Origin of the sequence: Xanthomonas sp. NCPPB 3582 (assembly GCF_041475735.2) — a bacterium.
In the GTDB taxonomy this organism is placed as follows: domain Bacteria; phylum Pseudomonadota; class Gammaproteobacteria; order Xanthomonadales; family Xanthomonadaceae; genus Xanthomonas; species Xanthomonas codiaei.
In genome coordinates this window covers 2,384,003-2,409,139 of sequence record NZ_CM192968.1, presented here as the reverse complement: position 1 = coordinate 2,409,139, position 25,137 = coordinate 2,384,003, and the positions used below count along the sequence as shown (strand labels likewise).

Below are 25,137 nucleotides of genomic sequence, written 5' to 3'. Positions count from 1 at the left end.
CATCCAGCCCGCTCGGGCGATGGCCATACGGAGCATCGCGCTTGAACGAGAATATCCTGTGGTTGCATGAGCTACGCCTGGTCGATCTGGCCCGCGTAGGCGGTAAGAATTCCTCGCTCGGCGAGATGATCGGCAACCTGGCCGGATTGGGCGTTTCGGTTCCCGGTGGATATGCGACCACGGCCGAGGCTTTCAAGGACTTCATTGCCCACAACGACCTGTCCAAGCGCATCTTCGACAAGCTCGAGACGCTGGACGTGGAAGACGTCAATGCCCTCACCGTGGCCGGCAAGGAAATTCGCGGCTGGGTGATCGACGCCCCACTGCAACCGGAGCTGGACCGCGACATCCGCACCGCCTACGACAAGCTGTGCGCCGAAAACGGCGGCGGCGAAGTGGCCGTGGCGGTCCGCTCCTCGGCCACCGCGGAGGATCTGCCGGACGCGTCGTTCGCGGGCCAGCAGGAAACCTTCCTCAATGTGACCGGCGCCGACGATGTGGTGCACAAGGTCAAGGAAGTGTTCGCCAGTCTTTATAACGATCGCGCGATCGCCTATCGCGTGCATCACGGCTTCAAGCACGAGGACGTGTTCCTGTCGGCCGGCGTGCAGTTGATGGTGCGCTCGGGCGTGGGCTCGTCGGGCGTGCTGTTCACGCTGGACACCGAGTCCGGTTTCCGCGACGTGGTGTTCGTGACCTCCAGCTTCGGCCTGGGTGAAATGGTCGTGCAGGGCGCGGTCAACCCGGACGAGTTCTACGTCTACAAGCCCACGCTGACCACGGGCAAGCCGGCCATCCTGCGCCGTTCGCTGGGCAGCAAGGCGATCCGCATGGTGTATTCGGACGTGCCCGGTGAGCGCGTGCGCATCGAAGACACGCCGGTGGAGCTGCGCAACACCTTCTCGATCAGCGACGAGGACGTGCAGGAACTGTCCAAGCAGGCCCTGGTGATCGAGAAGCACTACGGCCGCCCGATGGATATCGAGTGGGCCAAGGACGGTGTGAGCGGCAAGCTGTTCATCGTGCAGGCGCGTCCGGAGACGGTGAAGTCGCGCAGCCACGCCACCCAGATCGAGCGCTTCGCCCTCGACGCCAAGGATGCCAAGGTGCTGGTGGAAGGCCGCGCGGTCGGCGCCAAGATCGGCAGTGGCGTCGCACGCGTAGTGCGCTCGCTGGACGACATGAACCGCGTGCAGGCCGGCGACGTGCTGATTGCCGACATGACCGACCCCGATTGGGAGCCGGTGATGAAGCGCGCATCGGCCATCGTCACCAACCGTGGCGGGCGCACTTGCCACGCGGCGATCATTGCGCGCGAGCTGGGCGTGCCGGCGGTGGTCGGCTCGGGCAATGCCACCGATGCGATCAGCGATGGCCAGCAGGTCACGGTGAGCTGCGCCGAAGGCGATACCGGCTTCATCTACGATGGCCTGCTGCCGTTCGAGCGCACCACCACCGACCTGGGCAACATGCCGCCTGCCCCGCTCAAGATCATGATGAACGTGGCCAACCCGGAGCGCGCCTTCGACTTCGGCCAGCTGCCCAACGCCGGTATCGGCCTGGCGCGCCTGGAGATGATCATCGCCGCGCATATCGGCATCCATCCCAATGCCCTGCTCGAATACGACAAGCAGGACGCCGACGTGCGCAAGAAGATCGACGCCAAGATCGCCGGCTATGGCGATCCGGTGAGCTTCTACGTCAATCGCCTGGCCGAAGGCATCGCCACGCTGACCGCCTCGGTGGCGCCGAATACGGTGATCGTGCGCCTGTCGGACTTCAAGTCCAACGAGTACGCCAACCTGATCGGTGGCTCGCGTTACGAGCCGCATGAAGAGAACCCGATGATCGGCTTCCGTGGCGCCAGCCGCTATGTCGATCCGTCCTTCACCAAGGCGTTCGCGCTGGAGTGCAAGGCGGTGCTGAAGGTGCGCAACGAGATGGGCCTGGACAACCTCTGGGTGATGATCCCGTTCGTGCGCACGCTGGAGGAAGGCCGCAAGGTGATCGAGGTGCTGGGACAGAACGGGCTCAAGCAAGGCGACGGTGCTGATGGAAAGCCGGGGCTAAAGATCATCATGATGTGCGAGCTGCCGTCCAACGCGTTGCTGGCCGACGAGTTCCTGGAGATCTTCGACGGCTTCTCGATCGGTTCCAACGACCTGACCCAGCTGACCCTGGGCCTGGACCGCGATTCTTCGATCGTGGCCCACCTGTTCGACGAGCGGAATCCGGCCGTGAAGAAGCTGCTGTCGATGGCGATCAAGTCGGCGCGCGCCAAGGGCAAGTACGTGGGCATCTGCGGCCAGGGGCCGTCGGACCATCCGGAACTGGCCGAGTGGCTGATGCAGGAGGGGATCGAATCGGTGTCGCTGAATCCTGACACCGTGGTCGATACCTGGCTGCGCCTGGCCAAGCTCAAGAGCGAGAGCTGATGGGACTGTTGGGCGCAATGATGGCGGTCGCTGCGGGAGCAGCGGCCGTCAAGCCGGCGGCGAAGTCGCCGGCCTTCGACTGGTCGAGCGTGAACTGGGCGCAGTACGCACTCAACTGCGGCCTGGCGCTGCTGATCGTGGTGATCGGCATGTGGCTGGCCAAGCAGCTGAGCCAGTGGCTGCACCGCGCGCTTACACGCGCACGGATCGAAACCACGCTGACCAACTTCCTTCGCAACGTGGCGTATGCGTTGCTGCTGGTGCTGGTCTTCGTCAGCGCCTTGAGCCAGATCGGCGTGCCTCCGACCTCGCTGATCGCGGTACTCGGCGCGGCCGGCCTGGCCGTGGGTCTGGCGTTGAAGGATTCGCTGTCCAACATCGCCGCCGGCGTGATGCTGATCGTGTTGCGGCCGATGCGCGATGGCGACCATGTGGTCATCGCCGGGCAGGAAGGCGTTGTCGACGAGATCAGGATCTTCCAGACCCGGTTGCGCGCCTTCGACGAGCGCATGATCACCCTGCCCAACAGCACCATCACCACCGCCCCCATCATCAACTACAGCACCCTGCCCAACCGCCGCCTGGACGTGACGGTGGGTGTGGGCTACGACGATGACCTGAAGAAGGCCCAGCAGCTGTTGCTGCAGATCGCCAAGGACAATCCCAACATCCTGGAATCGCCGGCACCATTCGTGCAGGTGACCAACCTGGGCGAGAGCACGGTGGACCTGATGTTGTTCGCTTATGCCACCAATGGCAATTTCGGCGCAGCCAAGAGCACCACGCTGGAGCAGATCCGCAATCAGTTGCTGGAAAACGGGCTCAATATTCCGTATCCCCAGCGCGATCTGCACGTGTATCACCACGACGCCGACGGCAAGCCGATCTCCAATCTGCTGCTCAAGGGCGTCACCGACGATGGCGATCTCACCAAGGGGCCGCCGCTGGCACGGTGAGTTCGACCGGCCGAGACACGAAAAGGCCGCATCGCAGGATGCGGCCTTTCTCGTTCGCCAGCCCTGCTTGCGCAGGTGGCGGGCCTGCGCCATGCGGCGATGTCCTTACGCCGGGATGTTTATGTTTGCGGGGCTCGCGCGGCAGCACCTGCCTGCCATCACTTCGGGCGGTCGCCTGCCGCTCCCACCGCTCAGTCTTCCACGCCAGCGGCGATATCGCCGCCCAGTGCTCCCATGAACTGCCGGTAGTGGCGCAGCTCGGCAATGGAGTCGCGCACGTCGCTCAGTGCGGTGTGCGCCGAGCTCTTGGCAAATCCATTGGCCACCGTCGGTGACCAGCGCCGCGCCAGTTCCTTGATGGTGGACACATCCAGGTTGCGGTAATGGAAATAACGCTCCAGGCGCGACATCTGGCGGTGCAGGAAGCGGCGATCCTGGCAGATCGAGTTGCCGCACATCGGCGAGGCGCCGGCGCGGATCCACTCGCTCAGGAACGCCACCGTCTGCGCCTCGGCCTGTGCGTGGCTGACCTGGCTGTCCAGCACGCGCTGCCACAGGCCCGACCGACGATGCTGGTTGCGGTTCCACTCGTCCATCGCTTCCAGGGTTTCCAGCGGATGGGCGATGGCCAGTTCCGGCCCTTCGGCAAGCACGTTCAACTGCGCATCGGTCACGATGGTGGCGATTTCGATGATCGAGTCCTGGTCGGTGTCCAGGCCGGTCATTTCCAGATCGATCCAGATCAGTCGGTCGTTGCCTGCAAGGGTATCTGCCATATCGGCGTCCTGTGGAAGGCCGTGCCCGGCCGGTGCTGGAAAGGGCGCGCATGATACCGCGCCCATGTGGCTCACGGCAGCAGCGGCGGCTTGCCGCGCTTTGCGCGAAAGTAATTGGTCAGCCGCAGGCTCGCCTCGGCCGCCAGGACGCCGCCGGTGACCTGCACGCGATGGTTGTGGCGCGGGTCGGACAGCAGGTCGAACACGCTGCCGCAGGCGCCGGTCTTGGGGTCGCTGGCGGCGAACACCACCCGCGCGATACGCGCATGAATCATCGCCATGGCGCACATCGCGCACGGCTCCAGAGTGACGTACAACGTGCAGCCGAGCAGGCGGTGGTTGGCCAGACGCCGCCCCGCCTCGCGCATCGCCACGATTTCGGCGTGGGCGCTGGGGTCGTGGCTGGCGATATTGAAGTTCCAACCTTCGCCCAGCACCTGGCCCTGGGCATCGACCAGCACCGCGCCGACCGGGATCTCGTCGTAGTCGCGCTCGGCACGCGCGGCCAGCTGCAGGGCGTGCTGCATCCAATGCCGGTCCAGCAGCAGTTGCGGCGGCGCGTCGTCGATGCTGCGGTCGGGCGACACGCTCACGCCGCGCTGCCGCCCTGGCGATCCAGGAACGCGGCGAAGGCGGCCACCGTGGCCTCGCTGACATGGTGCTCGATGCCTTCGGCATCGCGACGCGCGGTGGCTTCGTCGATGCCCAGCGCCAGCAGAAAACGCTCGACGATCTGATGGCGCTGGCGGCTGGAGGCGGCCAGTGCCTCGCCGGCCGGGGTCAGGAACACGCCGCGATACGGGCGCTGCACCACCCAGCCATCGCGCACCAGCCGCTTGAGCATCTTGGCCACCGTGGGCTGGGCCACGCCCAGGCGCGCGGCGATATCGACCTGGCGGGCCTCGCCGCCATCGACCAGCAGATCGGAGATCAGCTCCACATAGTCCTCGACCAGCTCGGCGCGGCGCGCTTCGCGCACCTGGCGGAAGCTTTCCATATGCACCTGTGCGTCGATCAGGGACGGCGTGGCCGCCTCCAGCTTTTCGCTCTTGCCCACCCTTGTCCTCGTGCTTGCGTCCGGAATTGGTGCCGGGATGCGTAGTGTGAGGCACGCGGCCGATCAATACGATTGAGTTTGCCAATGCTCAACAGCATAGCAAGTGCTATATCATCTGCCTGATTCGCCGTCGCCTTCCTCCGCATGTCCGCCGACAAGCTCGCTTCCGCCCCTTCGCCCGCCCTTGCTGGCGGCCTTGGCGATCACCACGCCAGCATCGCCGTGCCCGGCAAGGGTCACTGGTGGTTCCGCCTGCTGGCGTTCCTCGGGCCGGGTTACATGGTGTCGGTGGGCTACATGGACCCGGGCAACTGGGCCACCGACCTGGCCGGCGGCTCGCAGTTCGGCTACCTGCTGCTGTCGGTGATCCTGCTGTCCAACCTCATGGCGATCGTGCTGCAGAGCCTGTCGGCGCGGCTGGGCATCGCCACCGGACTGGACCTGGCGCAGGCGTGCCGGGCGCGTTATCCGCGCGCGGTGAACCTGGCGCTGTGGGGGCTGTGCGAGCTGGCGATCATCGCCTGCGACCTGGCCGAAGTGATCGGCACCGCGATCGCCCTGAAGTTGCTGTTCGGCATTCCGCTGACGCTGGGCGCGATCATCACCGCGGTGGATGTGGTGCTGGTGTTGCTGCTGATGCATCGCGGCTTCCGCGCGCTGGAAGCCTTCGTGATGGCCTTGCTGCTGATCATCTTCATGTGTTTCGGCATCCAGATCGCGCTGGCTGCGCCACCGATCGCGGCGGTGCTGGGCGGCTTCCTTCCGCGTGCGCAGGTGGTGACCGACCCGCAGGCGCTGTATCTGGCGATCGGCATCATCGGCGCGACGGTGATGCCGCATAACCTGTACCTGCACTCGTCGATCGTGCAGACGCGTGCCTACCCGCGCACCGATACCGGGCGCCGCTCGGCCTTGCGCTGGGCGGTGACCGACAGCACGGTGGCGTTGATGTTCGCGTTGTTCATCAATGCCTCCATCCTGATCCTGGCCGCAGCAGTGTTCCATGCACAGGGGCGCACCGACGTGCAGGAGATCGAGCAGGCGCATGCCCTGCTCGCGCCGATGCTGGGCGTGGGCCTGGCATCGACCTTGTTCGCGCTCGCACTGCTCGCTTCCGGCGTCAATTCCACCGTGACCGCGACGCTGGCCGGGCAGATCGTGATGGAAGGCTTCCTGCAATTGCGGTTGCCGCCGTGGCTGCGCCGCCTGGTCACCCGCGGCATCGCCATCGTGCCGGTGGTTGTGGTCACCTGGCTGTATGGCGAGGCCGGCACGGCGCGGCTATTGGTGCTGAGCCAGGTGGTGCTGTCGATGCAGTTGCCGTTTGCGGTGATCCCGCTGGTGCGCTTCGTCTCCGACCGGCAACTGATGGGCGCGCTGGTGGCACCGGCCTGGCTGGTGCGCATCGCCTGGGTGATTGCGCTGGTGATCGTGGCGTTGAACCTCAAGCTACTATGGGACACCGTGTTGCGTTGAGCGGCGTAGGCGTGGCGGCAACGCCGCGACAGGTTGCACGCATCGCCGGCCGCCAACGCGCTCGACCGCTCCGACGGGGATCCCCGATGGACAGCGCCAGGGGCACGGAGTGGCACGCGCCCACTTCGCGCAGGCTTTTCACTTGCGGGAGATTAGTGCACGAGCGCCCTCATCCGGCGCGTTGCGCCACCTTCTCCCGCAAGCGGGAGAAGACAGTGCAGGTCATCCGGTGCTCACTTACGGGAGATTGGTGCACGAGCCCCCTCATCCGGCGCGTTGCGCCACCTTCTCCTGCAAGCGGGAGAAGATAGTGCAGGTCATCCGGTGCCCACGTACGAGAGATTGGTATACGAACGCCCTCATCCGGCGCGTTGCGCCACCTTCTCCCGCAAGGGGGAGAAGACCGTGCAGGTCATCCGGCAGTCCGGTCAGGGCCTGCTCCGCCTGGCCTGAGCGGCTGCACCCTTCGGCCACACCGCGACGCGCCGCATAGAGCGCACACGGATGCAATCTGCACTACGGCTGCAAGCGGTCTACTGCGGGCATGCACCGGCTGGTTCCTGGCCCGCGTCACCACGTGGCGCGGGCGCGTATGACCAGCATTGCGTCATGCGACCGCCGGGCTGCATGCCCTTGCCCACAGGAGTGTCTATGGATCCGTTCGAGGCGCCTCCGGCCGACGCCGGACGCCGCACCTTTCTTGTCTCCGGCACGGCCGCCGTGGCAGCGTTGTCGTTTCCCGCATTCGCAGCCGCTGCCGTTGCACCTGCCGTTCCGACCAACCCACCCCACTCGTCTACCCACGGAGTCAACCCGATGTCCAATTTCGTCAAACGCCCCGATGGCGCCCACATTTTCTACAAGGACTGGGGCAAGGGCCAGCCGGTCGTGTTCGCGCATGGCTGGCCGCTCAGCGGCGACGCCTGGGACCCGCAGATGCTGTTCATGGGTCAACACGGCTATCGCGTGATCGCGCATGACCGCCGCAGCCACGGCCGTTCCAGCCAGACCTGGGAAGGCAACAACATGGACACCTACGCCGACGATCTGGCCGCATTGATCGACGCGCTGGACCTGAAGGACGCGATCCTGGTCGGCCACTCCACCGGCGGCGGCGAAGTGGCGCACTACGTGGGTCGTCACGGCAGCAAGCGCGTGGCCAAGGTGGTGCTGGTGGGCGCGGTACCCCCGCAGATGGTCAAGAGCCCGACCAATCCGGGCGGCCTGCCGATGAGCGTGTTCGACGGCATCCGCGAAGGCGTGGCCAAGGACCGTTCGCAGTTCTACCAGGACCTGACCACCCCGTTCTTCGGCGCCAACCGTGACGGCAACAAGGTTACCCAGGGCATGCGCGATGCGTTCTGGCTGCAGGGCATGCTGGGCGGCCACAAGGGACAGTACGACTGCATCAAGGAATTCTCCGAAGTCGATTACACACCCGACCTGAAGAAGATCGACGTGCCGGCGCTGGTGGTGCATGGCGACGACGACCAGATCGTGCCGATCGATGCCTCCGCCAAGCTGTCGTCCAAGATCATCAAGAATGCCGAACTGAAGATCTATGCCGGCGCGCCGCATGGGCTGACCATCACGCACGCCGATCAGTTCAACAAGGATCTGCTGGCCTTCGCAAAGGCCTGATCGCTGCGCCAAGGCAACAACCCGGGCCGGCGCGCGAGAGCCGGCCCTTCTTTTTGTCTGGTGAGTTGCGCGGCAGAAGCCAGACCACGCGTTCGACCCGCGTGCGCCGGATGCTGCAAGCATGCCGTAAGCCGCAAGGTCTCCCGCTGCACGGTGCCTGGAAGGGCCAGACAACGCGCGGCTCTACATGCGCGTCTCACCGATCACCGTTGCTTGGCCGCTGCGAGCACGATGCCTGGCCATCGCACCCCACATCGCGCAGGTGCAGGCGTCACCAGGTGACAGCTGCTGGCTAGCGCAACAGCCAGTCGGCCAGGATGAACCCGCCACTCATCGCGACCACCAGCAGCGCGCCGGTCAGGCGCGGCGGTGCGGGCAACGGCAGATCCAGCACACGGCAACCGATGCCGATGAGCAGCGCGAGCACGATGCCCATCACCGCCATGCTCATGCCTCGCCCTGCCCCAGCGAAGGACCGACCGGCCCACCGCAATGCCGCAGGTTGCGGGCCGCGCGCCGGGCCAGAAAGCGACCGGCAAACGCATAGCCACAGGTCATTGCCAGCACCAGCAACGCGCCCACCAAGGCGGTAGGTGCAGGCGACGGAATCCCCGCCGCCCGGCAGCCGAACCCGATGGCCATCCCCAACACCAGGCCGACGACGAGCTTCCAGTTCACCACCATGTCAGAGATCCGAATGCCCATGCGGCGGCGCGATGACGCCACTACCGCCGACGAAATGGCGCACCACCGGAGCGCGCTCGCCCTGGTGCAGTGCGCGGATCTGCTCCTGCAGTTGGCGATCGTCGCCGGTGACGCGCTCGTGCTGGCGCAAGTGCTCCAGCCAGGAGGCAACGATGAAGTATTCCAGGTGCACGCCCGGGGTGGCCGCGTCTTCGGCAATGCCCCAGACCACTGCACCATCGCGACGGCGTGCGGCTCCCAGTTGCGTCATCAACTGCAGGAAACCCGTGCGCGCCTCGGCGGCGATGCGGTATTCCAAGGTCACCAGCACCGGGCCGCGGTCGTGCTCGACCGCATCCGCTTGCGCGGGCTCGGGCCAGTGTCCGGCTGGTGCAAGATCCAGGTGTTCGGTGCCGGCGATGCGCGCGCGCTTGACCAGCAGCGCCGCAAGCACGGCGCCTGCGGCGGCGATCTGCAACGCGATCGCAATCGAGCTGCGCTGCGCCAACGCGCCCCAGAGCAGCGAGCCTGCCGCCATGCCGGCCGAGAACACCACGATGTACAACGACAAGGCGCGCGCACGCACCCAGGCCGGCACCGCGGTCTGCGCGGCGATCTGCAACGACGACAGCACGGTGATCCAGGCCAGACCGTTGACCACCATCAGCAGGCACAACACGCCGATCTGGCGCGACAACGCCAGGCCCAGCAGCGAGGCGGCGCAGACCAGCGTGGCGACGAACACCAGCAGGTCGCGATCGTAACGGGCGCGCAAGCGCGGCAGCAGCAAGGCGCCACTGATCGCGCCGATACCGATGCAGCCGAGCAGGATGCCGTAGCTGCCGGCGCCCAGCTGCATGTCGCGACGTACCACCAATGGCAGCAGGGCGGTCAATGCGCTGGCGAACAGGAAGAAGCCGGCGGCCTTGATCAACACCGCCTGCAGCCGGCCGGCACGTGCGGCATAGCGCAGGCCGGCACGCAGGCCGGCGCCGAAGCTTTCCGGTGGCAGTGCCGAGGCCTGTGCATCGCGACGCCAGCGCCACAGCACCAGCAGCATCAGGCCGAACGTCACCCCGTTGAGCAGGAAGGCCCACGGTGGTCCGAACTGCGCCACGATCAGGCCGCCGATTGCCGGGCCGATCGAGCGGGCGATGTTCATGCCGATCGAGTTGAGTGCCACCGCCGAAGCCAGCATCGGGCGCGGCACCAGCTCCGAAACGATCGCCGCCTGCGCCGGCATCGCCATCGCCGCGCCCATGCCCATGGCAAAGGTCAGCGCGACCAGCACCCATGGCGTCAGCAACTGCAGGTGCGCAAGCAGGGCCAGCACGCCGGCCACCAGCAACATCCAGCCCTGGGTCAGCAGCAGATAGCGGCGCCGGTCCACGATATCGGCCAGGGTTCCGGCAACCAGCGCAAACAGCACCACCGGCAAGGTGGTGGCCGCTTGCACGGCTGCCACCATCAACGGTGAGCCGGTCTGCCCGGCCATCACCCAGGAGGCGGCGACATCGTTGATCCAGGTACCGATGTTGCTGCCCAGGATCGCCAGCCACAGGGCCCGAAACATCGGTTCGCGCAGCGGTGCCCAGGCACCGCCATCGGCAGGTGCGGCAGAAGACGTCATCGCAGCAAGACTCCAGTGGACCGAAGACAACGGGCGCTGCGCAGGCGGCCAGCTGGCCTGCATGCGCAGCGGAGCAATCGCAGCATCAGAAGGCGAAACACGCGCAGCCCAATGCGCCCCAGAACCCGCGCAGATCGTCGCTGGGCGCTGCATGCTGCGCGGCGTGCCGGTGCGGGCCGTGCGCAGCGCAACCAGGGCCGTGCGTATGCGCGGCACTGGCCAGCCCGCTCACCACACCGCCCACCTGATAGCCGCCGAACCGGTTGACCGGCGACCAGTCCGGCATCGCCAGAGGCAGGCCCGGCGCCAATACGGCAAAGTCGCCATCGCCATGCACGACCTGCCCGCCCAGCACCGTGAGCACGCTCGTGATCTCGGCAATGGCGGCATCGTCGACACGGAAGTAGTCGTCCGACAACACGATGAAGTCGGCCAGCTGCCCCGCTGCCAGCGTGCCCTTGTGCGACTCGTCGCCGGAGAACCAGGCACTGCCCTGCGTCCACAGCCGCAAGGCCTGTTCGCGATCGAGCAGGTTTTCCTCGCCATACAGCGCCAGCCCGCCCACGGTGCGGCCGGTGACCAGCCACGACAGCGCCACCCACGGGTTGTAGCTGGCCACACGGGTGGCATCGGTACCGGCACCGACCGGAATACCGGCCGCCAGCATGCGGCGTATCGGCGGCGTGTGCCGTGCGGCCTGCACGCCGTAGCGCGCCACGAAGGCCTCGCCCTGGTACGCCATGCGGTGCTGCACGGCGATCCCGCCATTCAAGGCGCGGATGCGGTCGATATTGCGGGCGGTGATGGTCTCGGCATGGTCGATGAACCAGTGCAGGCCATCGAACGGAATGTCGGCGTTGACCTTCTCGTAGACATCGAGAATGCGCCCGATGCTCTCGTCGTAGGTGGCATGGATACGGAACGGCCAGCGCTTTTCCACCAGCAAGCGCACCACCTGTTCCAGCTCCGGCTCCAGTTCCGGCGGCAGCTCCGGGCGCGGTTCGCTGAACTGCTCGAAGTCGGCCGCGGAGAACACCAGCATCTCGCCGGCGCCGTTGTGGCGCAGCAGGTCGTCGCCCTTGCGCACCGGCAGCAGCTCGGTCCAGCCGCGGAAGTCGGCGACCTCCTTGCCCTTGTTCTGGGTGAACAGGTTGTAGGCGATGCGCACGCTCAGCTGACCGGCCGCGTGCAACTGCTCGATGACCTGGTAGTCCTCCGGATAATTCTGGAAGCCGCCACCGGCATCGATCACCGAGGTGATGCCCAGCCGGTTGAGTTCGCGCATGAAATGGCGGGTGGAATTGGCCTGGTAGTCCAGCGGCAGGCGCGGTCCCTTGGCCAGGCTCGCATACAGGATCAACGCATTGGGCTTGGCCAGCAGCAGGCCGGTGGGATTACCCAGCTTGTCGCGCTCGATGCGCCCGCCGGGCGGATTGAGCGTGGCCTTGTCGTAACCGCAGGCGCGCAACGCGGCGCGATTGAGCAAGGCGCGATCGTACAGATGCAGCAGGAAGACCGGGGTATCCGGCGCAATCGCATTGATTTCGTCCAGCGTGGGAAGGCGCTTTTCTGCGAACTGATGGGCAGTGAAGCCGCCGACCACACGCACCCACTGCGGAGCCGGGGTGCGATCGACCTGCGCCTTCAACATGGCCATAGCATCGGCCAGCGAGCGCACGCCATCCCAGCGCAGCTCCAGGTTGTAGTTGAGTCCGCCGCGGATCAGGTGGGTGTGGCTGTCGTTGAGCCCGGGCAGCAGGCGCCGCCCCTGCGCATCAATGACGCGCGCGTCCCCGGCCATTGCCATGATCTGCGCATCGTCGCCCACCGCCGCGATGCGTCCATTGGCCACCGCGAGCGCGGTGGCACTGGGCCGACGCGGATCCAGCGTGGTGACGCGTGCATTGCGAACGACAAGATCGACCATCGGCGGTGTCCTTGCAGCAGACGAGGTTCCGGGCAGTGCGCCCAATGCAAAGCCGGCAGCGGCGCCCTGCATCCACAGGCGGCGTCCGGGGCTGTGATCGCGTGCGCTGCCGGTCATGTCGCAGCGCGCCTGCGCAGGCCATCCAGCGACCAGGCGCCGCCACCGGCGGCGAGCAGCGCCAGCAACACCAGCAGCCACATCAACGGGTATTCCATGCCGCCGTGCATCCAGAACCAGCCTTTGGGCGCGGCCACCAGCACCGTGGTGGCGATGAACACCGCTGCCAGCGCAGCACTCGCGCGTGTCCACAGGCCCAGCAGCACGGCCAGGCCGGACAGCGTCTGCACCAATGCCAGCAGCAACGGCAATGGCGCGGCAGCGGGAAGGCCGAACTGCTGCAATTCGGCGGCGAAGCCGGCCAGTCCCGGTCCGCCGAACCAACCCAGCAACTTGCCCAACCCATGCGGCAGCAGCAATCCGCCCCCAGCGATACGCAGCATCAGCAGCGCTGCCGCACTGCCGCGTGGCGCGGATGCGTTCAATGCCCGCCTTCCTGCGCGCCGAACATGTGCTTGGCGTACTGGATGCCGATGCCATAGCCACCGGCGTGCGCGCGGGCGATGCCGGTGGTGAGGTCATAGGTGTCCCCGCGCGCCCAATCGCGCTGCAGTTCCAGCAGGTACTGCACGCTGGTCATCGGCGCCGCGCCAGCCTGCACCATGCGCGTGACCGCGCGTTCATGCGCTTCGTCGCTGACGTCGCCACAGGCATCGGTGATGACATAGACCTCAAAGCCCTGGTCGATCGCCGACAGCGCGGGGCCGACGATGCACACGCTGGTCCACAGGCCGGCAATCACCAGACGCCGCTTGCCGATGGCGTTGACGCGGTCGATCACCGCCTGGTCTTCCCAGGCATTCATGCTGGTGCGATCGAGTACTGGCTCACCTGGAGAGATCTCCGGCAGCTCGGGAAACAACGGCCCGGAGAACGATTTTTCCGCCACCGTGGTCAGGATCACCGGCACCTGGAAGCCCTTGGCGCCCTTGGCGATCAACGCGACGTTGTTGCGCAGCGCCGAGATGTCGATGGTATGGGTGGCGAACGCCATCTGCGATTGATGGTCGATCAGGATCAAGGCGTGATCGCCGGGCGACAGCAGGGCGTTGCCGGGGGTGGCAGTAGCAGTGGTCATGCGTGGTGCTCCAGGGACATGGAATGGGAACGGCCGTGGTGCCGCAGCGCTCGCGGCACGGCTGTGCGGGTATCGGAGGCAACCTGCGCGGCGAAGCGCGCCGGCGTGCAGCCGGTGGCAGTGCGAAAGCTGCGCACGAAGTGGCTCTGATCGAAGAAGCACAGATCGGTGGCGATCTGGCTGACGGTGTGGCGGCCCTCGCGCAACAATGCCTGCGCGCGTTCGAGCCGGCGGCGGCGCAGGTACGCCATCGGACTGGCACCGGTCGCGTCGCGAAAGACACGGGCGAAGTGGAAGCGGCTCATGCAGGCAGCGGCGGCCAGCTGCGCCACGCCGGTGGGCTCGCACAGATGCGTTTCGATGTAGTGCAGCGCCCTGGCCACGGCACGCGCGCGTTGGGCATGCAGTGCAGATGCACGACCTGCATGCAGATCGGGGCGACCAGTGGCGAGCAGACGTGCCATGCGGCGTCTCCGGGGGGATGCCGTCATGGTGCGGCCGACATCTCAGGCACCCCACCCCCGATGGTGATGCGGATTGGTCACCCTTTCGAGGGAGCGACAGGCCAGCATCTGGAAGCGACCACGGCCACAACTACGACGACGACGACGACTGCAGCAGCATCCCGCGGCCGCGCGACGCGGCGCAGACTCCGGCTCCAGTTCGCTGCAGGCAGCGAGCGGACGAGCTCTCGGGCGACACCAGCACACCGAGCGAACGCGACAGCGCCACAGTCGATGCAACCGATTCGCGATATAGGAACGATCAGCCCCCGCTGAGGCGCGCACTGCGGCGCATGCAGACTGCATGCGGCCTGCATACCCGATTTGCTGTTGCGCGTCGCTCCCCCGAAAGAGGTGGTGGTGCTTGCCCCGATCTCGCCCGACAATGCCGCGATGCCGCATGAGCCCGTCATCCGATCACACCTGCTGTCTCGCCTGTGCGCGGTGCTGATCGTGGTGATGTGGATGTGGCTGCTGCCTGCGCCCGTTCGGGCGGCCGGCATCGCTTCTACGCGCGCGGGATTGCTGCAGTTCCACCACACCGCCTGGAGCACCGAGCGCGGTGCGCCGGCCGACATCTGGGATATCCAGCAGGCCGATGCCGGCCCGTTGTGGCTGGCGACCGGGTTTGGCCTGTTCCAGTTCGACGGCGAGCGGTTCGTCCGGCAGGCACCGCCGGATGGCCAAGCCTATGCATCGCACAATATGACCGCGCTGTCGCTGGCCGCAGGGGACAGCGCGTGGATCGGCTATTTCAACGCCGGCATCGACCGGCTTGCAGACGGTCGCATCACCCACTTCGCGCCAGGCAAGGACGTGCCCGACGGCATGGTGTTCCGGATCGAGCGCGATGGCAGCGGACGCGTGTGGGCCGCCATCGATGGCGGCCTGTGTTGGTTCGATGGACAACGCTGGCGGCGCGCCGGTACCGACTGGGGCTATCCGCGCAGCCAGGCGCACTGGCTGCTGCGCGATGTGCGTGGCGTGCTATGGGTCAGCGACGGAACCCAGATCCTGTCGCTGCAACCCGGCGCGCATCGTTTCGAACCCACCGGCCAGCAGGTGGGCGCGTACGTCACCATGGCGCAACGCCCGGACGGAGCGATCTGGGTGGCCGACCCGCACCGTGGCGTGTTCGCGTTGACCGATGGCAACGGCCAGGTCCTGCCCGCCTCTGCCCGCGCCACGCCGCAGTTTCCCGGGCTGCATGCGCGGCGCATCCGCTTCATGCGCGATGGCGCGCTATGGGGCAGCGACTACGCAGCGCAGGGCCTGTTCCGCATCGGCCAACCCACCTCGCCAACCCCGGTACTGGAGCGCTTCGGTCCAGTGCAGGGCCTGACCTCGGCAACCGCCGGCCCCTTGCTCGAAGACCGCGAAGGCAATCTGTGGGCCGGCACCAATCTGGGCCTCAATCGCTTCCGGCACCGCGCGTTGTTGCCGTTGGCGCCATTGCTGCCGGGCCAGGCGATGGCGGTGGCCATCTTCGACACCGGCCAGGGCAGCGCACCCCAGCCCTTGCTGGCCAGCCTGCGCGACGGCCGGCTGCTCGCGCTGAGCCGCGCACGGGTCGAACGCCTGCAGCACGGCGCACCACCTGGCACCCTGGATGTCCCCCCTACCGCCAATGGCTGGGTGCTGGCCGAACATGCATTGCTGCGGCTGCAGGCCGGCCGCTCCCAGGTGGTGGCGCTGCCGCAGGACGTGACGCCCGGTGCCATTCGCGCCTTCGTCGTGGATCGCCGCGCTCACCCGTGGGTCTGCCCGGACGCCGGCGGCCCCCATGTGTTCGACGGCAGCACCTGGCAGCCGCTGCCCGCCGTGCAGGACACGCCCTGTTCGGTGCTCGCCACCGCGCAGGACGGCGGCCTGTGGATCGGTACCGTCAAGGGCGAGGTGCGGGTGCTACGAGGCCGGCAAGTCACCCGCTACAGCGCCCGGGACGGGTTGTCGGTGGGCCCGATCACCGCGATCTGGCAGAGCCCTTCGCTCACCCTGGTCGCCGGCGATACCGGGCTGGCCGTACTCGGTGCCGATGGCCGTTTCCGCCAGGTGGCCGACCAGGCCAATCCGCTGCTGCAGGGCATTACCGGCATCGCGCAGGATCGCCATGGCAGGCTGTGGTTGAACGGCAACCGCGGCGTGGTGCAGGTCGCTCAACGCGCCCTGCTGCGCAGTGTGCACACGGGCATGGCCGGCCCCGCGCTGCGGCTGTACGACATCATGGATGGGCTTCCCGGGATCGCCCAGCAGGCGACGCCGGTGCCCACGGCGCTGGCCGCGGACGACGGCCTGCTGTGGTTCACCACCAACCAGGGCCTGGCCTGGCTGGACCCGGCGCAGACCTACCGCAATCCCACCGCGCCGGAGGTGTTCATCACCGAGGTGGTCGCCAACGACCGCCCCTACCCGCGCGAGCACGGCCTGCGCCTGCCCAAATGGACCGACCGCCTGCGCATCGGCTACGACGCGGTCAGCCTCACCCGCCCCGAGCGGGTACGCTTCCGTTATCGCCTGGAGGGCGTGGACGCGCAGTGGCAGGACGCCGGCAATCGCAACGAGGCGTTCTATACCAATCTGGCGCCGGGGCGTTACCGCTTCCGCATCGCCGCCGCCAATAACGACGGCGTCTGGAACGAACGCGGCGACACCCTGGACTTCGTCATCGAAGCGGCCTTCGTGCAGACCTGGCAGTTCAAGCTCTGCGCCGTGCTGGCCCTGCTACTGATGCTTGCGATCGCCTGGCGCCTGCGCACCCGCCATGTGGCCGGGCGCCTGCGGGCGCGCCTGGAAGAGCGCTACCGCGAACGCGAGCGCATTGCGCGCGAGCTGCACGACACCTTGCTACAGGGCACGCAGGGATTGATCCTGCGCCTGCATGCGGCCAGCCGCTCGCTGCCCTGCGACGACCCGCGCCGGCTGGAGCTGGAGCACGCGGTGGACCTGGCCGAAGATGCATTGCTCGAAGGCCGCGAGCGCGTCAACGGGCTGCGCGACAGTCATGCCCTGCGCGAAGATCTGGCCGCCGCCCTGCAGCGTTCGCGCAATGCCACCGTGGCGCTACCTGCCGCCGAGTTGCAGGTCGTGGTGGATGGCCGCCCGGTGGCGCTGCGCCCGCTGGTGGCCGATGAACTGTTCCAGCTCGGCCGCGAGGCGCTGGCCAATGCCGACCGGCATGCCGACGCCCGCCGGATCACGCTGGAACTGCGTTACGGTTCACGTGACTTCGTGCTGCGCATTCGCGACGATGGCTGCGGCCTGGATCCGGACGTGCTGCATGGTCATGCACGCACCGGCCATTGGGGGCTGACCGGCATGCAGGAACGCGCGCAACGCATCGGCGCCAAGATGCAGCTGTGGTCGCGACCGGGCAGCGGCACCGAGATCCAGGTCGTCATCCCCGCCCGCGCCGCGTACGCCAGGCCGCCGCGGTGGTGGTGGCCCTTTCGACATGCAGGATCTACGGAGAGCTTCGATGGCTGAGCCGGTCAAACCGACCGATGTGCTGGTGGTGGACGACCATCCGCTGCTGCGCGACGGGCTCAGCGCCATGCTGGCCGCCGAACGCGACATGCGCGTGGTGGGCGAAGCCGAAGACGGCGAACAGGCGGTGACCCGCTACGCCAGCCTGCGCCCGGACGTGGTGCTGATGGACCTGCAGATGCCGCGCGTGGATGGGGTCGAGGCGATCCAGCGCATCCGCCGCGTCGACCCTGCCGCCAAGGTCATCGTGCTGACCACCTACACCGGCGACGTGCGCGCGGTGCGTGCGCTGCAGGCCGGAGCCTGCGGTTACCTGCTCAAGAGCGCGCTGCGGCGCGAACTGGTGGACACCATCCGCGACGTGCGCCGCGGCCAGCGCCGGCAGGTGCCGGCATCGGTGGCCGAGAACATCGCCGCCCACGTCCTCGACGATGCGCTCTCGGCCCGCGAAACCGAAGTGCTCAGCCTGGTGGCCACCGGCTGCTCCAACAAGCAGATCGGCAACGCGCTGACGATCTCCGAAGAAACCGCCAAGGCGCATATGAAGAACATCCTGGCCAAGCTGGGCGTGCGCGATCGCACCCACGCGGTGACCGTCGCACTGCGCCGCGGGATCCTGTCGCTGGAGACCTGAGCGACCGGCGGCGCGCGCCTGGCCACCGCTGGAAGCAATCGGCCCGGTCTCGGCGCAGCGCATGCGCTCGCCCGAGCGCGGCGTGGTTGGTGCAGCGCGACGCGGCAGGACGTGACGCACAGGTGCATCCACCCCATCGCCCGCCTCTGCTGCCTCCCGGGTCGTGGGCGCGCGCCGCACGCGCACCGGGCCGGAAACTTTGCAACGCGGTCGACCATTCTTGAACGCAAGGCGCATGGCGCGATCGTCCTGCACTCTCAAACCGATCGGCTTGAGCTATCGTATGCACCGCCAGCGGCATGGGGGCCGCTTCAGCATCCTTGGCGACAGCCGATAAGGGCCACGTCCGACCGCCGCACTGGGCTGCGGTGGCAATCGATTCAATCACTAAACGCGTTCAGGGGAATTGCGATGCTTCGTCACTCTTTGCGGGTGCGCCTGCTGTTGCCGGTGCTGGCCTTGGTGCTGGTCGTGGTGGTGGCACTGACGGTCATTCTGGCCATTACCGAAGCGAACCGGGTCAAGTTCGAAGCCGGCGAGTCGATCGAGCGCCAGTCGGTGTCGTTGCAGACCCTGTTCACGGTCACCCGCTCGATGATGCTCGACCGCGTCAATTCCTCGATGCGCCAGCTGCGCAAGGAAGCCAACGCGCAGGGTGCGCCGAGCCTGGGCAATGAGATCCGCGTGGCCGACCGCAACGCCAACGACCTGCTGCTGGGCCAGCGCTCGCAGGCCAACGTCTTCACCATGCTCGACGACGTCACCGCCATCCACGAAGGTACCGCCACGCTGTTCTCGCGCACCGGCGAGGACTTCGTGCGTATCTCCACCAACGTCAAGAAGGACGACGGCAGCCGCGCCATCGGCACCGTGCTCGATCCCAATGGCCAGGCCGCGGCCAAGCTGCGTAACGGCGAAAGTTTCTACGGCGTGGTCGACATCCTGGGCAACCCGTACGTCACCGGCTACGAGCCGATCTTCGCCGGCAGCGACAAGCGCGTGATCGGCGCCTGGTATGTGGGCTACAAGGCCGACACCCAGGCGCTGGAAAACGTGGTCAGCAGCCGTCGCGTGCTCGATTCCGGCTTCATTGCCATCTTCGACAGCAAGAACAAGCTGCGCTTCCAGTCCACCACCGGTGCCACCACCGACACCGCCACCATCGAGCGGATCGTCAAGGACAGCCCGGACGACTGGGTGGTGACCAAGCAGGAAGTGCCCGATTGGGGCTTCACCCTGGTGTCCGCCTATCCCAAGAGCGACGTCAACGGCGTGATCGTGCGGCAGTCGCTGTGGATCGCCGGCATCGGCCTGCTGGTGTGCGCGCTGCTGCTCGGCCTGCAGTGGGCCCTGATCTGGAGCCGCGTGTTGCGCCCGATCCAGCATCTGACCACCGTGGCCGAGGAACTCAGCCTGGGCAAGTGGAACCACACGATCGAAGAGGTCAACCTCAAGGATGAAATTGGTACGCTGGCGCGCGCCATCTCCCGCCTGTCCAACAGCGTCCGGTTGGCCATGGAGCGTCTCAGCAAGCGCTGAGCCGTTCCGTCCGATGACGTACCAGATGATGCAAGGAAGACGCCATGTCCAATGAATTCCGTCCGCTGATCGAGGTCCTGCGCGAGCTCAGGGCGCTGGCATTGAAGAAGGCGTCCGGCTTTCTGTTCGTCGTCACCGAAGAAAACCACTCCTGCATCGTCCGCCTCAACGCCGGGCAGATCGAAGAAGTGGTCTTCCGCATGCTGCGCAATGATGAGGCGGTGCAACGCCTCACCATGGTCAATGCGGCAAAGGCCCGCTTCCAGGCCGACCCGGGCGCCGGCCTGGGCAAACCCTCGCTGCTGAGCGAGGATTCGCGCCAGTGGCTGATGGGTGGCTTCGAGCAGGACCTGGGCGGCGCGCCGTCCCCGGTTCGCGCACCGGTCGCGCCCGCAGTCGTTCCGGCACCGGCGCCGGTGGCGTCGCCTGCCCCTGCACCGTCAGCCAATGGCGGCACCAGCGCGCCGGACGAGCGCGTGCGCGATGCGCTGGAAAAGGTCGCGCTGAACTATCTCGGCCCCATCGCCGGCATGCTCTGCGACGAAGCCTGGGACGCCTCCAGCGATATCGAGCAAGTGCTCAGCCAGCTGGGCGCCAATCTCTCCACGCCGCAGGAAGCGCAGCGTTTCATGACCGATGCACGCACTGCCCTGGCCAAGGTGCGCTGAGGAGCGGCATCGGGAGCACACGGACCGTTTCTGGCGGTTGTCGATCCACATGCAGTACCACCGGTGGCTCGTTCGACCTGCTGCAACCATGCAAGCCCTGATTTTGGATCGAAACTGACGAGCGCCCTGGCGCTCGTTGTGTTTTTGGGTGACAGCGATTTCAGCTGATGCAGACGGCGCGAGCCCACGCAACCGCCGGCAGGTCAGCAGTGCGTGTCCAGTTACCCTCCCTAGCGACGCCGCAAAAATCGCTTGCAAGTCCAAAATGGTACGGTACAGTACCTCACCAGGCACAGTCAGCGGATGCAGCCGTGGCAAACACCGATCCCGCTCCACCGACCCACCGCACCACCAAGGGCGCCCAGCGTATCCACGACCTGCTCGTGGTCGCCTCCGAGCGTTTTTTGGATCTAGGCTTCGACGCCGTGTCCGTGGACGACATCCTTGCGGTGGTCGGCGGGTCGCGCCGCAATGTCTACGCACATTTCGGCGGCAAGGAAGGCCTGTTCAAGGCGGCGATGCTGCATGTGGCTGCGGAAATGGCCAAGCCACTCGATGCCCTGGTGATCGAAGGCCGCAACCCGGCAGAGGCATTGCCCGTGCTCGGCCATACCCTGGTGCGCACCGCGCTGTCGCCGCGCACCCTGGCCGTGCACCGCATCCTGACCAACGAAGGCAAGCGCTTCCCCGACATCGCGCAGGCAATGTTGAATTCCAGCTACCTCAAGATCCAGGCCAAGGTGGCCGCCTGGATCGCCACCCAGCAAGGCGACGCGCCGGGCCAGTTCACCACCGGCCTGTCTGCCTACGTGCTGGCCGAACAGTTCATGAGCATGACCGCCAGCCACGTCAAGCTGCTGGCGATCGTCGGCCTGATCAACCCACCGCTGCACGACTCGGAAATCGACGTCATCGTCGGCAATGCCGTCTGCACCCTGCTGCAGGGCGCGGCGGTCGGCGCACAGACTCTCGAAGAACGCAGCGGATAAGCGCTGACGCCCCACCCCAACCGACCGGCAGCGCCATCGCCTGCATTGCCGTGCACCCTACCCGTCGCATCGTCTGGATCGGCCGATCCGGGATGGTCAGCCGTGCCCGTCGTCTGGCTCCTGGCCGCTAGCTGTGATCTCTCAGTAGGTTGTTCATCCGGGGCCGATCTGGAAGATGGGGGTTACCACACCAACCCAGCCCCCAGGAGCCCCGGATGAACCTGCATAAACATGCCCGTTTGACGCCACGAGGTCGAGCCTTGCTTGTGCAGCGCATCGTGGAGCACGGCTTGCGAGTGGAAGAGGCCGCGCACGCCAGTGGCGTGAGCGTGCGGACCGCCTACAAGTGGCTGGCGCGCTACCGCCTGCTGGGAGAGGACGGCCTGCAGGACCGTTCTTCGCGCCCTCAACACTGTCCGCATGCCACGCCGCCGGAACTGGTCGAGCAGATCCTGCAGCAACGCCGACAACGCGCCACCTATTGGCAGATCGCCACCCACCTGAACGTGGGCCACAGCACCATCGCGCGCATCGTGCGCCGTGCCGGCCTGCATCGCCTGGCCGAACTGGAACCCAAGCCCCCTGTCGTGCGCTACCAATACCCCCAGCCTGGCGGCATGTTGCATCTGGACATCAAAAAGCTCGGGCGCTTCCAGCAAGCCGGCCATCGCGTCACGGGGGACCGTACCCAGACCAGCCGAGGCGCCGGATGGGAGTATGTCCATGTCGCCATCGACGATCACTCCCGCGTTGCCTTTACCAGCCTGCATCCAGATGAGTGCGGTGTTAGTGCCTGCCGGGCGTTGATCGCCGCATTGCGCTACTACCGTAGCCTGGGCGTGACCTTCCAGCGGGTGTTGACCGACAACGGCGCCTGCTATCGCTCCAAGGCCTTCGCCCGCACCATCCGGCGCCTCAACCTCAGGCACTACCGCACCCGTCCCTATACCCCACGCACCAACGGCAAGGCAGAACGCTTCATCCAGACGGCATTGCGTGAGTGGGCTTATGCCCACCGCTACGACAACTCCGAGCAACGTGCCGCGCACCTATTGCCCTGGCTCCATCACTACAACTGGCATCGGCCCCATGCCAGTCTCGGAAAACGCCCACCCATCTCCCGCATCCACATTCCACTGAACAACGTGGTGGGTTTACACAGCTAGCCAACAGAAACCAGCTTCACCACCCGCAGTCCAGCACCCCATCGCGACTGCTGCACCGCGCAGCCTCGCCTGTTCGATTCCATCCGGAGCACACCATGAAAGCTGTCCGCATCCATCACTTCAATGATCGCCCCGCCCTCGAAGACATTCCCGTCCCCGCTATCGCCCCCGATCAGGTGCTGTTGCGGGTGCAGGCGGCTGCCCTCAACCCGCTCGACGCACTGGTGGTCTGCGGCGTGGCCCAGCAGTTCTTCGACATCGCCTTGCCCATCACCCTGGGCACCGACCTGGTCGGCAGCATCGAGCGCGTCGGTTCGGCGGTGACCCAATGGCGTGCCGGCGACCGCGTGCTGGTGTGGACCGATGCCGGGCGAAGCGGCGCTGTGGCCGCGTTTGCCGCAGTCCCTGCCAGCGCCTGTGTCGCGCTGCCGCCCAGCCTGTCCGTGACCGAAGGCGCTGCCATTCCCACCGCCGGCATCACCGCGTGGCATGCCTTGTTTTCCGCAGCGCAACTCACCGCTGGAGAAACCGTACTGATCCACGCGGCCGCGGGCGGCGTGGGCAGCTTCGCGGTGCAGTTCGCGCACAAGGCAGGGGCACGCGTCATCGCCACCGCCTCCGGCGATGGACTGGAACTGGCACGCAGCCTGGGCGCAGATGAGGTCATCGACTACACCACGCAGGACTTCAGCAGCCGCGTGTCCAATGTGGACGTGGTGCTGGACCTGGTCGGCGGCGATACCCAGACCCGCTCGTACACGGTACTGCGCAAGGGCGGACGCCTGGTGTCCACCACCATGCCGCCGGACCAGGCCGATGCCGAAGCCACCGGCGTCAGGGCCAGCATCTTCTACGCAAAGCCCTATGCAGACCGTCTTGACCAGCTGCTCTCGGACATCGCTGCGCAAGGCGTGCGCGTGGTGATCGACAGTACCCACGGTATCGACGACTTCGACCAGGCCTGGGCCCGCCAGATCTCCGGCAAGGCACGCGGCAAGATCGTCATCGCCGTCGCCTGATCCCTCATCCAGGCAACGAGATCACCGATGCCCCCCCTGCCCCCTCCCTCGGCGGCAGCTTCACCCTGCCGGGCACCTCGGTCGAACTCGCCATGCATGGGCGACGGCAGCATGCAGTTGCCCGGGCATCACGTGCAGGGGCCTGAGCAAGACCGGGAAGTGGCGCTTGCGGTGCTGCGCGAGCTCAACGCGCTCGGCGCCACTCACATCGACGCCGCCGAATTCCATGGACCCACGGTCTCCAAGCGCTGCTGCGCGAAGCCTTGTTCACGCCGGGCTTGCCGAACTTGCGCAGCCAGGCGTACAGGCGGTGCGTGGTGAGGTCCAGCCGTTCGGCGGCGTCTTCCGCCCTGGACCCACGATCGGGCGCTTGCCGGAGCGCTTCGATCTTGAACCCATCCGTATATCGCTTACTGCTCACGGACACCTGTGAGTCGCCAACTGATGGCCTTGAGATGCCTGGGGCACCGTGGGCATATCAGCCAAGCAACGATATACGTTGGTATATCGCATAGGTCCTAACGCCTGCTGGCAGGCATGAATTCTTGATGGGAAAATTCGCGCTGTCGTCGGGTCGAATCGACGCGACCACACGAGCTTGAAGACGCCCGTCTTTGAGGGCGAGCGGTGCGAGTGATTGAGCAGGCCTGGACCAGTTCCTTGCGTCGATCATTCGCCGATTCAACCAACGAGACCGGCCAAACACCGCGACTGTCCGCGTGCGATTGCGATGGATACCGCGATGCTTTTTATAGGCCGCCTTACACCGAGGAGGAAGTTTATGGACCCCGACCCGAGCAGGCGCTTATGCGCACTCAACAGCCAGTCCCATCAGCCCATGAACGCAACGAAACATTGGGCATCAGTCACGAGGTTCTCGCTCGCCTGAGCGCTTGAGATGCCTCCCGGCTGAGTGCCCGAGGAGGATCTCATGCAGCTTCTCTACACCCATCGCAATGATGCCCTGCGACGCGCACTGCGTGCCGCTGTCGCATCGCATCGTCCTGCTGCACTTCGCGCCCTACTGAACTCGCAGGGCAATCAGGCATTCGCTTGGGCGTTGTCGGACCTGTCCGGCCGCGTCATCGCCGATGCGCTGTCCATGCTGGTCGCAGCGGATCGCGCCGCCGTCCTGTGCCACCTGCCCCGCGCCGCACGCAACCGTTTGCGCGAGGCAGAAGGTCTTCATGCCCACGCGCCTTTGTACGCGCGATCGGTCGCACCTGCGTCGTCGCTGTTCCCTCGTTGGTAGCGCACGCGTAAGGCAAGCACGCGAACGGTCTCATCGGGCGCCTCCGCATCCTTTGGGCAAGCGCCCCTTCCCGGTACCAAGACGCGGCATCCCTCTTCCTCACGTGG

22 protein-coding genes and 2 pseudogenes are annotated in these 25,137 nt (G+C 66.6%); 13 read left to right on the top strand and 11 right to left on the bottom strand.

Translation table 11 applies throughout. The features are described from left to right. Positions 1-41 precede the first annotated feature (41 nt). Both ppsA and ACCQ05_RS10225 read left to right on the top strand, forming a co-directional pair. Positions 42-2,435 carry a phosphoenolpyruvate synthase gene (gene ppsA / locus ACCQ05_RS10230; protein ID WP_372393680.1) on the top strand — a complete coding sequence of 798 codons (2,394 nt, stop codon included), beginning with the start codon at positions 42-44 and terminating at the stop codon, positions 2,433-2,435. After that, the gene (locus tag ACCQ05_RS10225; protein ID WP_228961463.1) at positions 2,435-3,391 is read left to right on the top strand and encodes a mechanosensitive ion channel family protein; all 957 of its coding nucleotides are present in this window, start codon (positions 2,435-2,437) and stop codon (positions 3,389-3,391) included. The genes ppsA and ACCQ05_RS10225 overlap by 1 nt, the downstream gene beginning before the upstream one ends. 191 nt (positions 3,392-3,582) lie before the next feature. Here the strand turns inward: ACCQ05_RS10225 and orn are convergent, their stop codons facing one another. The 3 genes from orn to mntR all read right to left on the bottom strand — a co-directional run bounded on the left by orn (position 3,583) and on the right by mntR (position 5,224). Continuing rightward, positions 3,583-4,167, bottom strand: a complete 585-nt coding sequence (gene orn / locus ACCQ05_RS10220) for an oligoribonuclease (RefSeq protein ID WP_228961464.1) — start codon at positions 4,165-4,167, stop codon at positions 3,583-3,585. Positions 4,168-4,238: 71 nt separating this feature from the next. Continuing rightward, the gene (gene tadA, locus ACCQ05_RS10215) at positions 4,239-4,694 is read right to left on the bottom strand and encodes a tRNA adenosine(34) deaminase TadA (protein WP_372394032.1); all 456 of its coding nucleotides are present in this window, start codon (positions 4,692-4,694) and stop codon (positions 4,239-4,241) included. Between the two features lie 62 nt (positions 4,695-4,756). After that, positions 4,757-5,224: a manganese-binding transcriptional regulator MntR gene (gene mntR / locus ACCQ05_RS10210; protein WP_029219987.1), complete on the bottom strand. Its 468-nt coding sequence runs from the start codon at positions 5,222-5,224 to the stop codon at positions 4,757-4,759. Positions 5,225-5,368: 144 nt separating this feature from the next. Here mntR and ACCQ05_RS10205 point away from each other — a divergent pair, with 144 nt between their 5' ends. Together ACCQ05_RS10205 and ACCQ05_RS10200 are read left to right on the top strand one after the other, a co-directional pair. Next, positions 5,369-6,700, top strand: a complete 1,332-nt coding sequence (locus ACCQ05_RS10205; protein WP_228961465.1) for an Nramp family divalent metal transporter — start codon at positions 5,369-5,371, stop codon at positions 6,698-6,700. A gap of 816 nt (positions 6,701-7,516) precedes the next feature. After that, entirely contained in the window at positions 7,517-8,341 is an 825-nt protein-coding gene (locus ACCQ05_RS10200; RefSeq protein WP_372393679.1) for an alpha/beta fold hydrolase, read from the top strand. A gap of 292 nt (positions 8,342-8,633) precedes the next feature. On the opposite strand, the gene ACCQ05_RS10195 is transcribed toward ACCQ05_RS10200, so the two are convergent. The 7 genes from ACCQ05_RS10195 to ACCQ05_RS10165 form a co-directional block, all read right to left on the bottom strand. Next, positions 8,634-8,792, bottom strand: a complete 159-nt coding sequence (locus tag ACCQ05_RS10195; protein WP_104542124.1) for a DUF1427 family protein — start codon at positions 8,790-8,792, stop codon at positions 8,634-8,636. Then, complete coding sequence (locus tag ACCQ05_RS10190) at positions 8,789-9,019, bottom strand: DUF1427 family protein (RefSeq protein ID WP_372394030.1); 231 nt, start codon at positions 9,017-9,019, stop codon at positions 8,789-8,791. The genes ACCQ05_RS10195 and ACCQ05_RS10190 overlap by 4 nt, the downstream gene beginning before the upstream one ends. 7 nt (positions 9,020-9,026) lie before the next feature. Then, complete coding sequence (locus tag ACCQ05_RS10185) at positions 9,027-10,655, bottom strand: MFS transporter (protein ID WP_372393678.1); 1,629 nt, start codon at positions 10,653-10,655, stop codon at positions 9,027-9,029. An 85-nt stretch (positions 10,656-10,740) separates the two neighbouring features. Further along, entirely contained in the window at positions 10,741-12,582 is a 1,842-nt protein-coding gene (locus tag ACCQ05_RS10180) for an amidohydrolase (RefSeq protein ID WP_372394028.1), read from the bottom strand. Between the two features lie 113 nt (positions 12,583-12,695). Then, positions 12,696-13,124: a DoxX family protein gene (locus tag ACCQ05_RS10175; RefSeq protein ID WP_167394647.1), complete on the bottom strand. Its 429-nt coding sequence runs from the start codon at positions 13,122-13,124 to the stop codon at positions 12,696-12,698. Beyond that, positions 13,121-13,777: a hydrolase gene (locus ACCQ05_RS10170; RefSeq protein ID WP_372393676.1), complete on the bottom strand. Its 657-nt coding sequence runs from the start codon at positions 13,775-13,777 to the stop codon at positions 13,121-13,123. Before ACCQ05_RS10170 ends, ACCQ05_RS10175 begins: the two co-directional genes overlap by 4 nt. Further along, the gene (locus tag ACCQ05_RS10165) at positions 13,774-14,241 is read right to left on the bottom strand and encodes a helix-turn-helix transcriptional regulator (protein ID WP_104542119.1); all 468 of its coding nucleotides are present in this window, start codon (positions 14,239-14,241) and stop codon (positions 13,774-13,776) included. The genes ACCQ05_RS10170 and ACCQ05_RS10165 overlap by 4 nt, the downstream gene beginning before the upstream one ends. A gap of 432 nt (positions 14,242-14,673) precedes the next feature. Between ACCQ05_RS10165 and ACCQ05_RS10160 the strand changes: the two genes are divergently transcribed. From ACCQ05_RS10160 to ACCQ05_RS10125, 8 genes and pseudogenes are all read left to right on the top strand, one after another. Further along, positions 14,674-17,763: a sensor histidine kinase gene (locus ACCQ05_RS10160; RefSeq protein WP_372394026.1), complete on the top strand. Its 3,090-nt coding sequence runs from the start codon at positions 14,674-14,676 to the stop codon at positions 17,761-17,763. Further along, positions 17,756-18,397 carry a response regulator transcription factor gene (locus ACCQ05_RS10155; RefSeq protein ID WP_228961472.1) on the top strand — a complete coding sequence of 214 codons (642 nt, stop codon included), beginning with the start codon at positions 17,756-17,758 and terminating at the stop codon, positions 18,395-18,397. The genes ACCQ05_RS10160 and ACCQ05_RS10155 overlap by 8 nt, the downstream gene beginning before the upstream one ends. 411 nt (positions 18,398-18,808) lie before the next feature. Continuing rightward, the gene (locus ACCQ05_RS10150; RefSeq protein ID WP_104542116.1) at positions 18,809-19,936 is read left to right on the top strand and encodes a Cache 3/Cache 2 fusion domain-containing protein; all 1,128 of its coding nucleotides are present in this window, start codon (positions 18,809-18,811) and stop codon (positions 19,934-19,936) included. A 44-nt stretch (positions 19,937-19,980) separates the two neighbouring features. Further along, positions 19,981-20,604 carry a DUF8082 domain-containing protein gene (locus ACCQ05_RS10145; RefSeq protein WP_104542114.1) on the top strand — a complete coding sequence of 208 codons (624 nt, stop codon included), beginning with the start codon at positions 19,981-19,983 and terminating at the stop codon, positions 20,602-20,604. A gap of 311 nt (positions 20,605-20,915) precedes the next feature. After that, complete coding sequence (locus ACCQ05_RS10140; protein ID WP_228961473.1) at positions 20,916-21,593, top strand: TetR/AcrR family transcriptional regulator; 678 nt, start codon at positions 20,916-20,918, stop codon at positions 21,591-21,593. Positions 21,594-21,808: 215 nt separating this feature from the next. Then, positions 21,809-22,759 (top strand): IS481 family transposase, encoded by a 951-nt coding sequence (locus ACCQ05_RS10135; protein ID WP_372391432.1) that lies wholly within the window; start codon positions 21,809-21,811, stop codon positions 22,757-22,759. Between the two features lie 95 nt (positions 22,760-22,854). Continuing rightward, the gene (locus ACCQ05_RS10130; protein WP_228961474.1) at positions 22,855-23,778 is read left to right on the top strand and encodes an NADP-dependent oxidoreductase; all 924 of its coding nucleotides are present in this window, start codon (positions 22,855-22,857) and stop codon (positions 23,776-23,778) included. 20 nt (positions 23,779-23,798) lie between these two features. Next, positions 23,799-24,044, top strand: a pseudogene (locus ACCQ05_RS10125) (oxidoreductase); the annotation flags it as partial. Between the two features lie 14 nt (positions 24,045-24,058). On the opposite strand, the pseudogene ACCQ05_RS10120 reads toward ACCQ05_RS10125, so the two are convergent. Then, positions 24,059-24,199, bottom strand: a pseudogene (locus ACCQ05_RS10120) (transposase); the annotation flags it as partial. 510 nt (positions 24,200-24,709) lie between these two features. On the opposite strand from ACCQ05_RS10120, the gene ACCQ05_RS10115 reads away from it, so the two are divergent. Continuing rightward, positions 24,710-25,030 (top strand): hypothetical protein, encoded by a 321-nt coding sequence (locus tag ACCQ05_RS10115; RefSeq protein ID WP_228961475.1) that lies wholly within the window; start codon positions 24,710-24,712, stop codon positions 25,028-25,030. Positions 25,031-25,137: the final 107 nt, after the last annotated feature.

Bases quoted from the DNA above. Each gene is read 5' to 3' on its own strand.
- ACCQ05_RS10225 (WP_228961463.1), top strand. From the start codon at position 2,435: ATGGGACTGTTGGGCGCAATGATGGCGGTCGCTGCGGGAGCAGCGGCC.
- orn (WP_228961464.1), bottom strand. From the start codon at position 4,167: ATGGCAGATACCCTTGCAGGCAACGACCGACTGATCTGGATCGATCTG.
- tadA (WP_372394032.1), bottom strand. From the start codon at position 4,694: ATGCAGCACGCCCTGCAGCTGGCCGCGCGTGCCGAGCGCGACTACGAC.
- ACCQ05_RS10205 (WP_228961465.1), top strand. From the start codon at position 5,369: ATGTCCGCCGACAAGCTCGCTTCCGCCCCTTCGCCCGCCCTTGCTGGC.
- ACCQ05_RS10200 (WP_372393679.1), top strand. From the start codon at position 7,517: ATGTCCAATTTCGTCAAACGCCCCGATGGCGCCCACATTTTCTACAAG.
- ACCQ05_RS10195 (WP_104542124.1), bottom strand. From the start codon at position 8,792: ATGAGCATGGCGGTGATGGGCATCGTGCTCGCGCTGCTCATCGGCATC.
- ACCQ05_RS10185 (WP_372393678.1), bottom strand. From the start codon at position 10,655: ATGACGTCTTCTGCCGCACCTGCCGATGGCGGTGCCTGGGCACCGCTG.
- ACCQ05_RS10180 (WP_372394028.1), bottom strand. From the start codon at position 12,582: ATGGTCGATCTTGTCGTTCGCAATGCACGCGTCACCACGCTGGATCCG.
- ACCQ05_RS10170 (WP_372393676.1), bottom strand. From the start codon at position 13,777: ATGACCACTGCTACTGCCACCCCCGGCAACGCCCTGCTGTCGCCCGGC.
- ACCQ05_RS10165 (WP_104542119.1), bottom strand. From the start codon at position 14,241: ATGGCACGTCTGCTCGCCACTGGTCGCCCCGATCTGCATGCAGGTCGT.
- ACCQ05_RS10160 (WP_372394026.1), top strand. From the start codon at position 14,674: ATGCCGCATGAGCCCGTCATCCGATCACACCTGCTGTCTCGCCTGTGC.
- ACCQ05_RS10155 (WP_228961472.1), top strand. From the start codon at position 17,756: ATGGCTGAGCCGGTCAAACCGACCGATGTGCTGGTGGTGGACGACCAT.
- ACCQ05_RS10150 (WP_104542116.1), top strand. From the start codon at position 18,809: ATGCTTCGTCACTCTTTGCGGGTGCGCCTGCTGTTGCCGGTGCTGGCC.
- ACCQ05_RS10145 (WP_104542114.1), top strand. From the start codon at position 19,981: ATGTCCAATGAATTCCGTCCGCTGATCGAGGTCCTGCGCGAGCTCAGG.
- ACCQ05_RS10135 (WP_372391432.1), top strand. From the start codon at position 21,809: ATGAACCTGCATAAACATGCCCGTTTGACGCCACGAGGTCGAGCCTTG.
- ACCQ05_RS10130 (WP_228961474.1), top strand. From the start codon at position 22,855: ATGAAAGCTGTCCGCATCCATCACTTCAATGATCGCCCCGCCCTCGAA.
- ACCQ05_RS10115 (WP_228961475.1), top strand. From the start codon at position 24,710: ATGCAGCTTCTCTACACCCATCGCAATGATGCCCTGCGACGCGCACTG.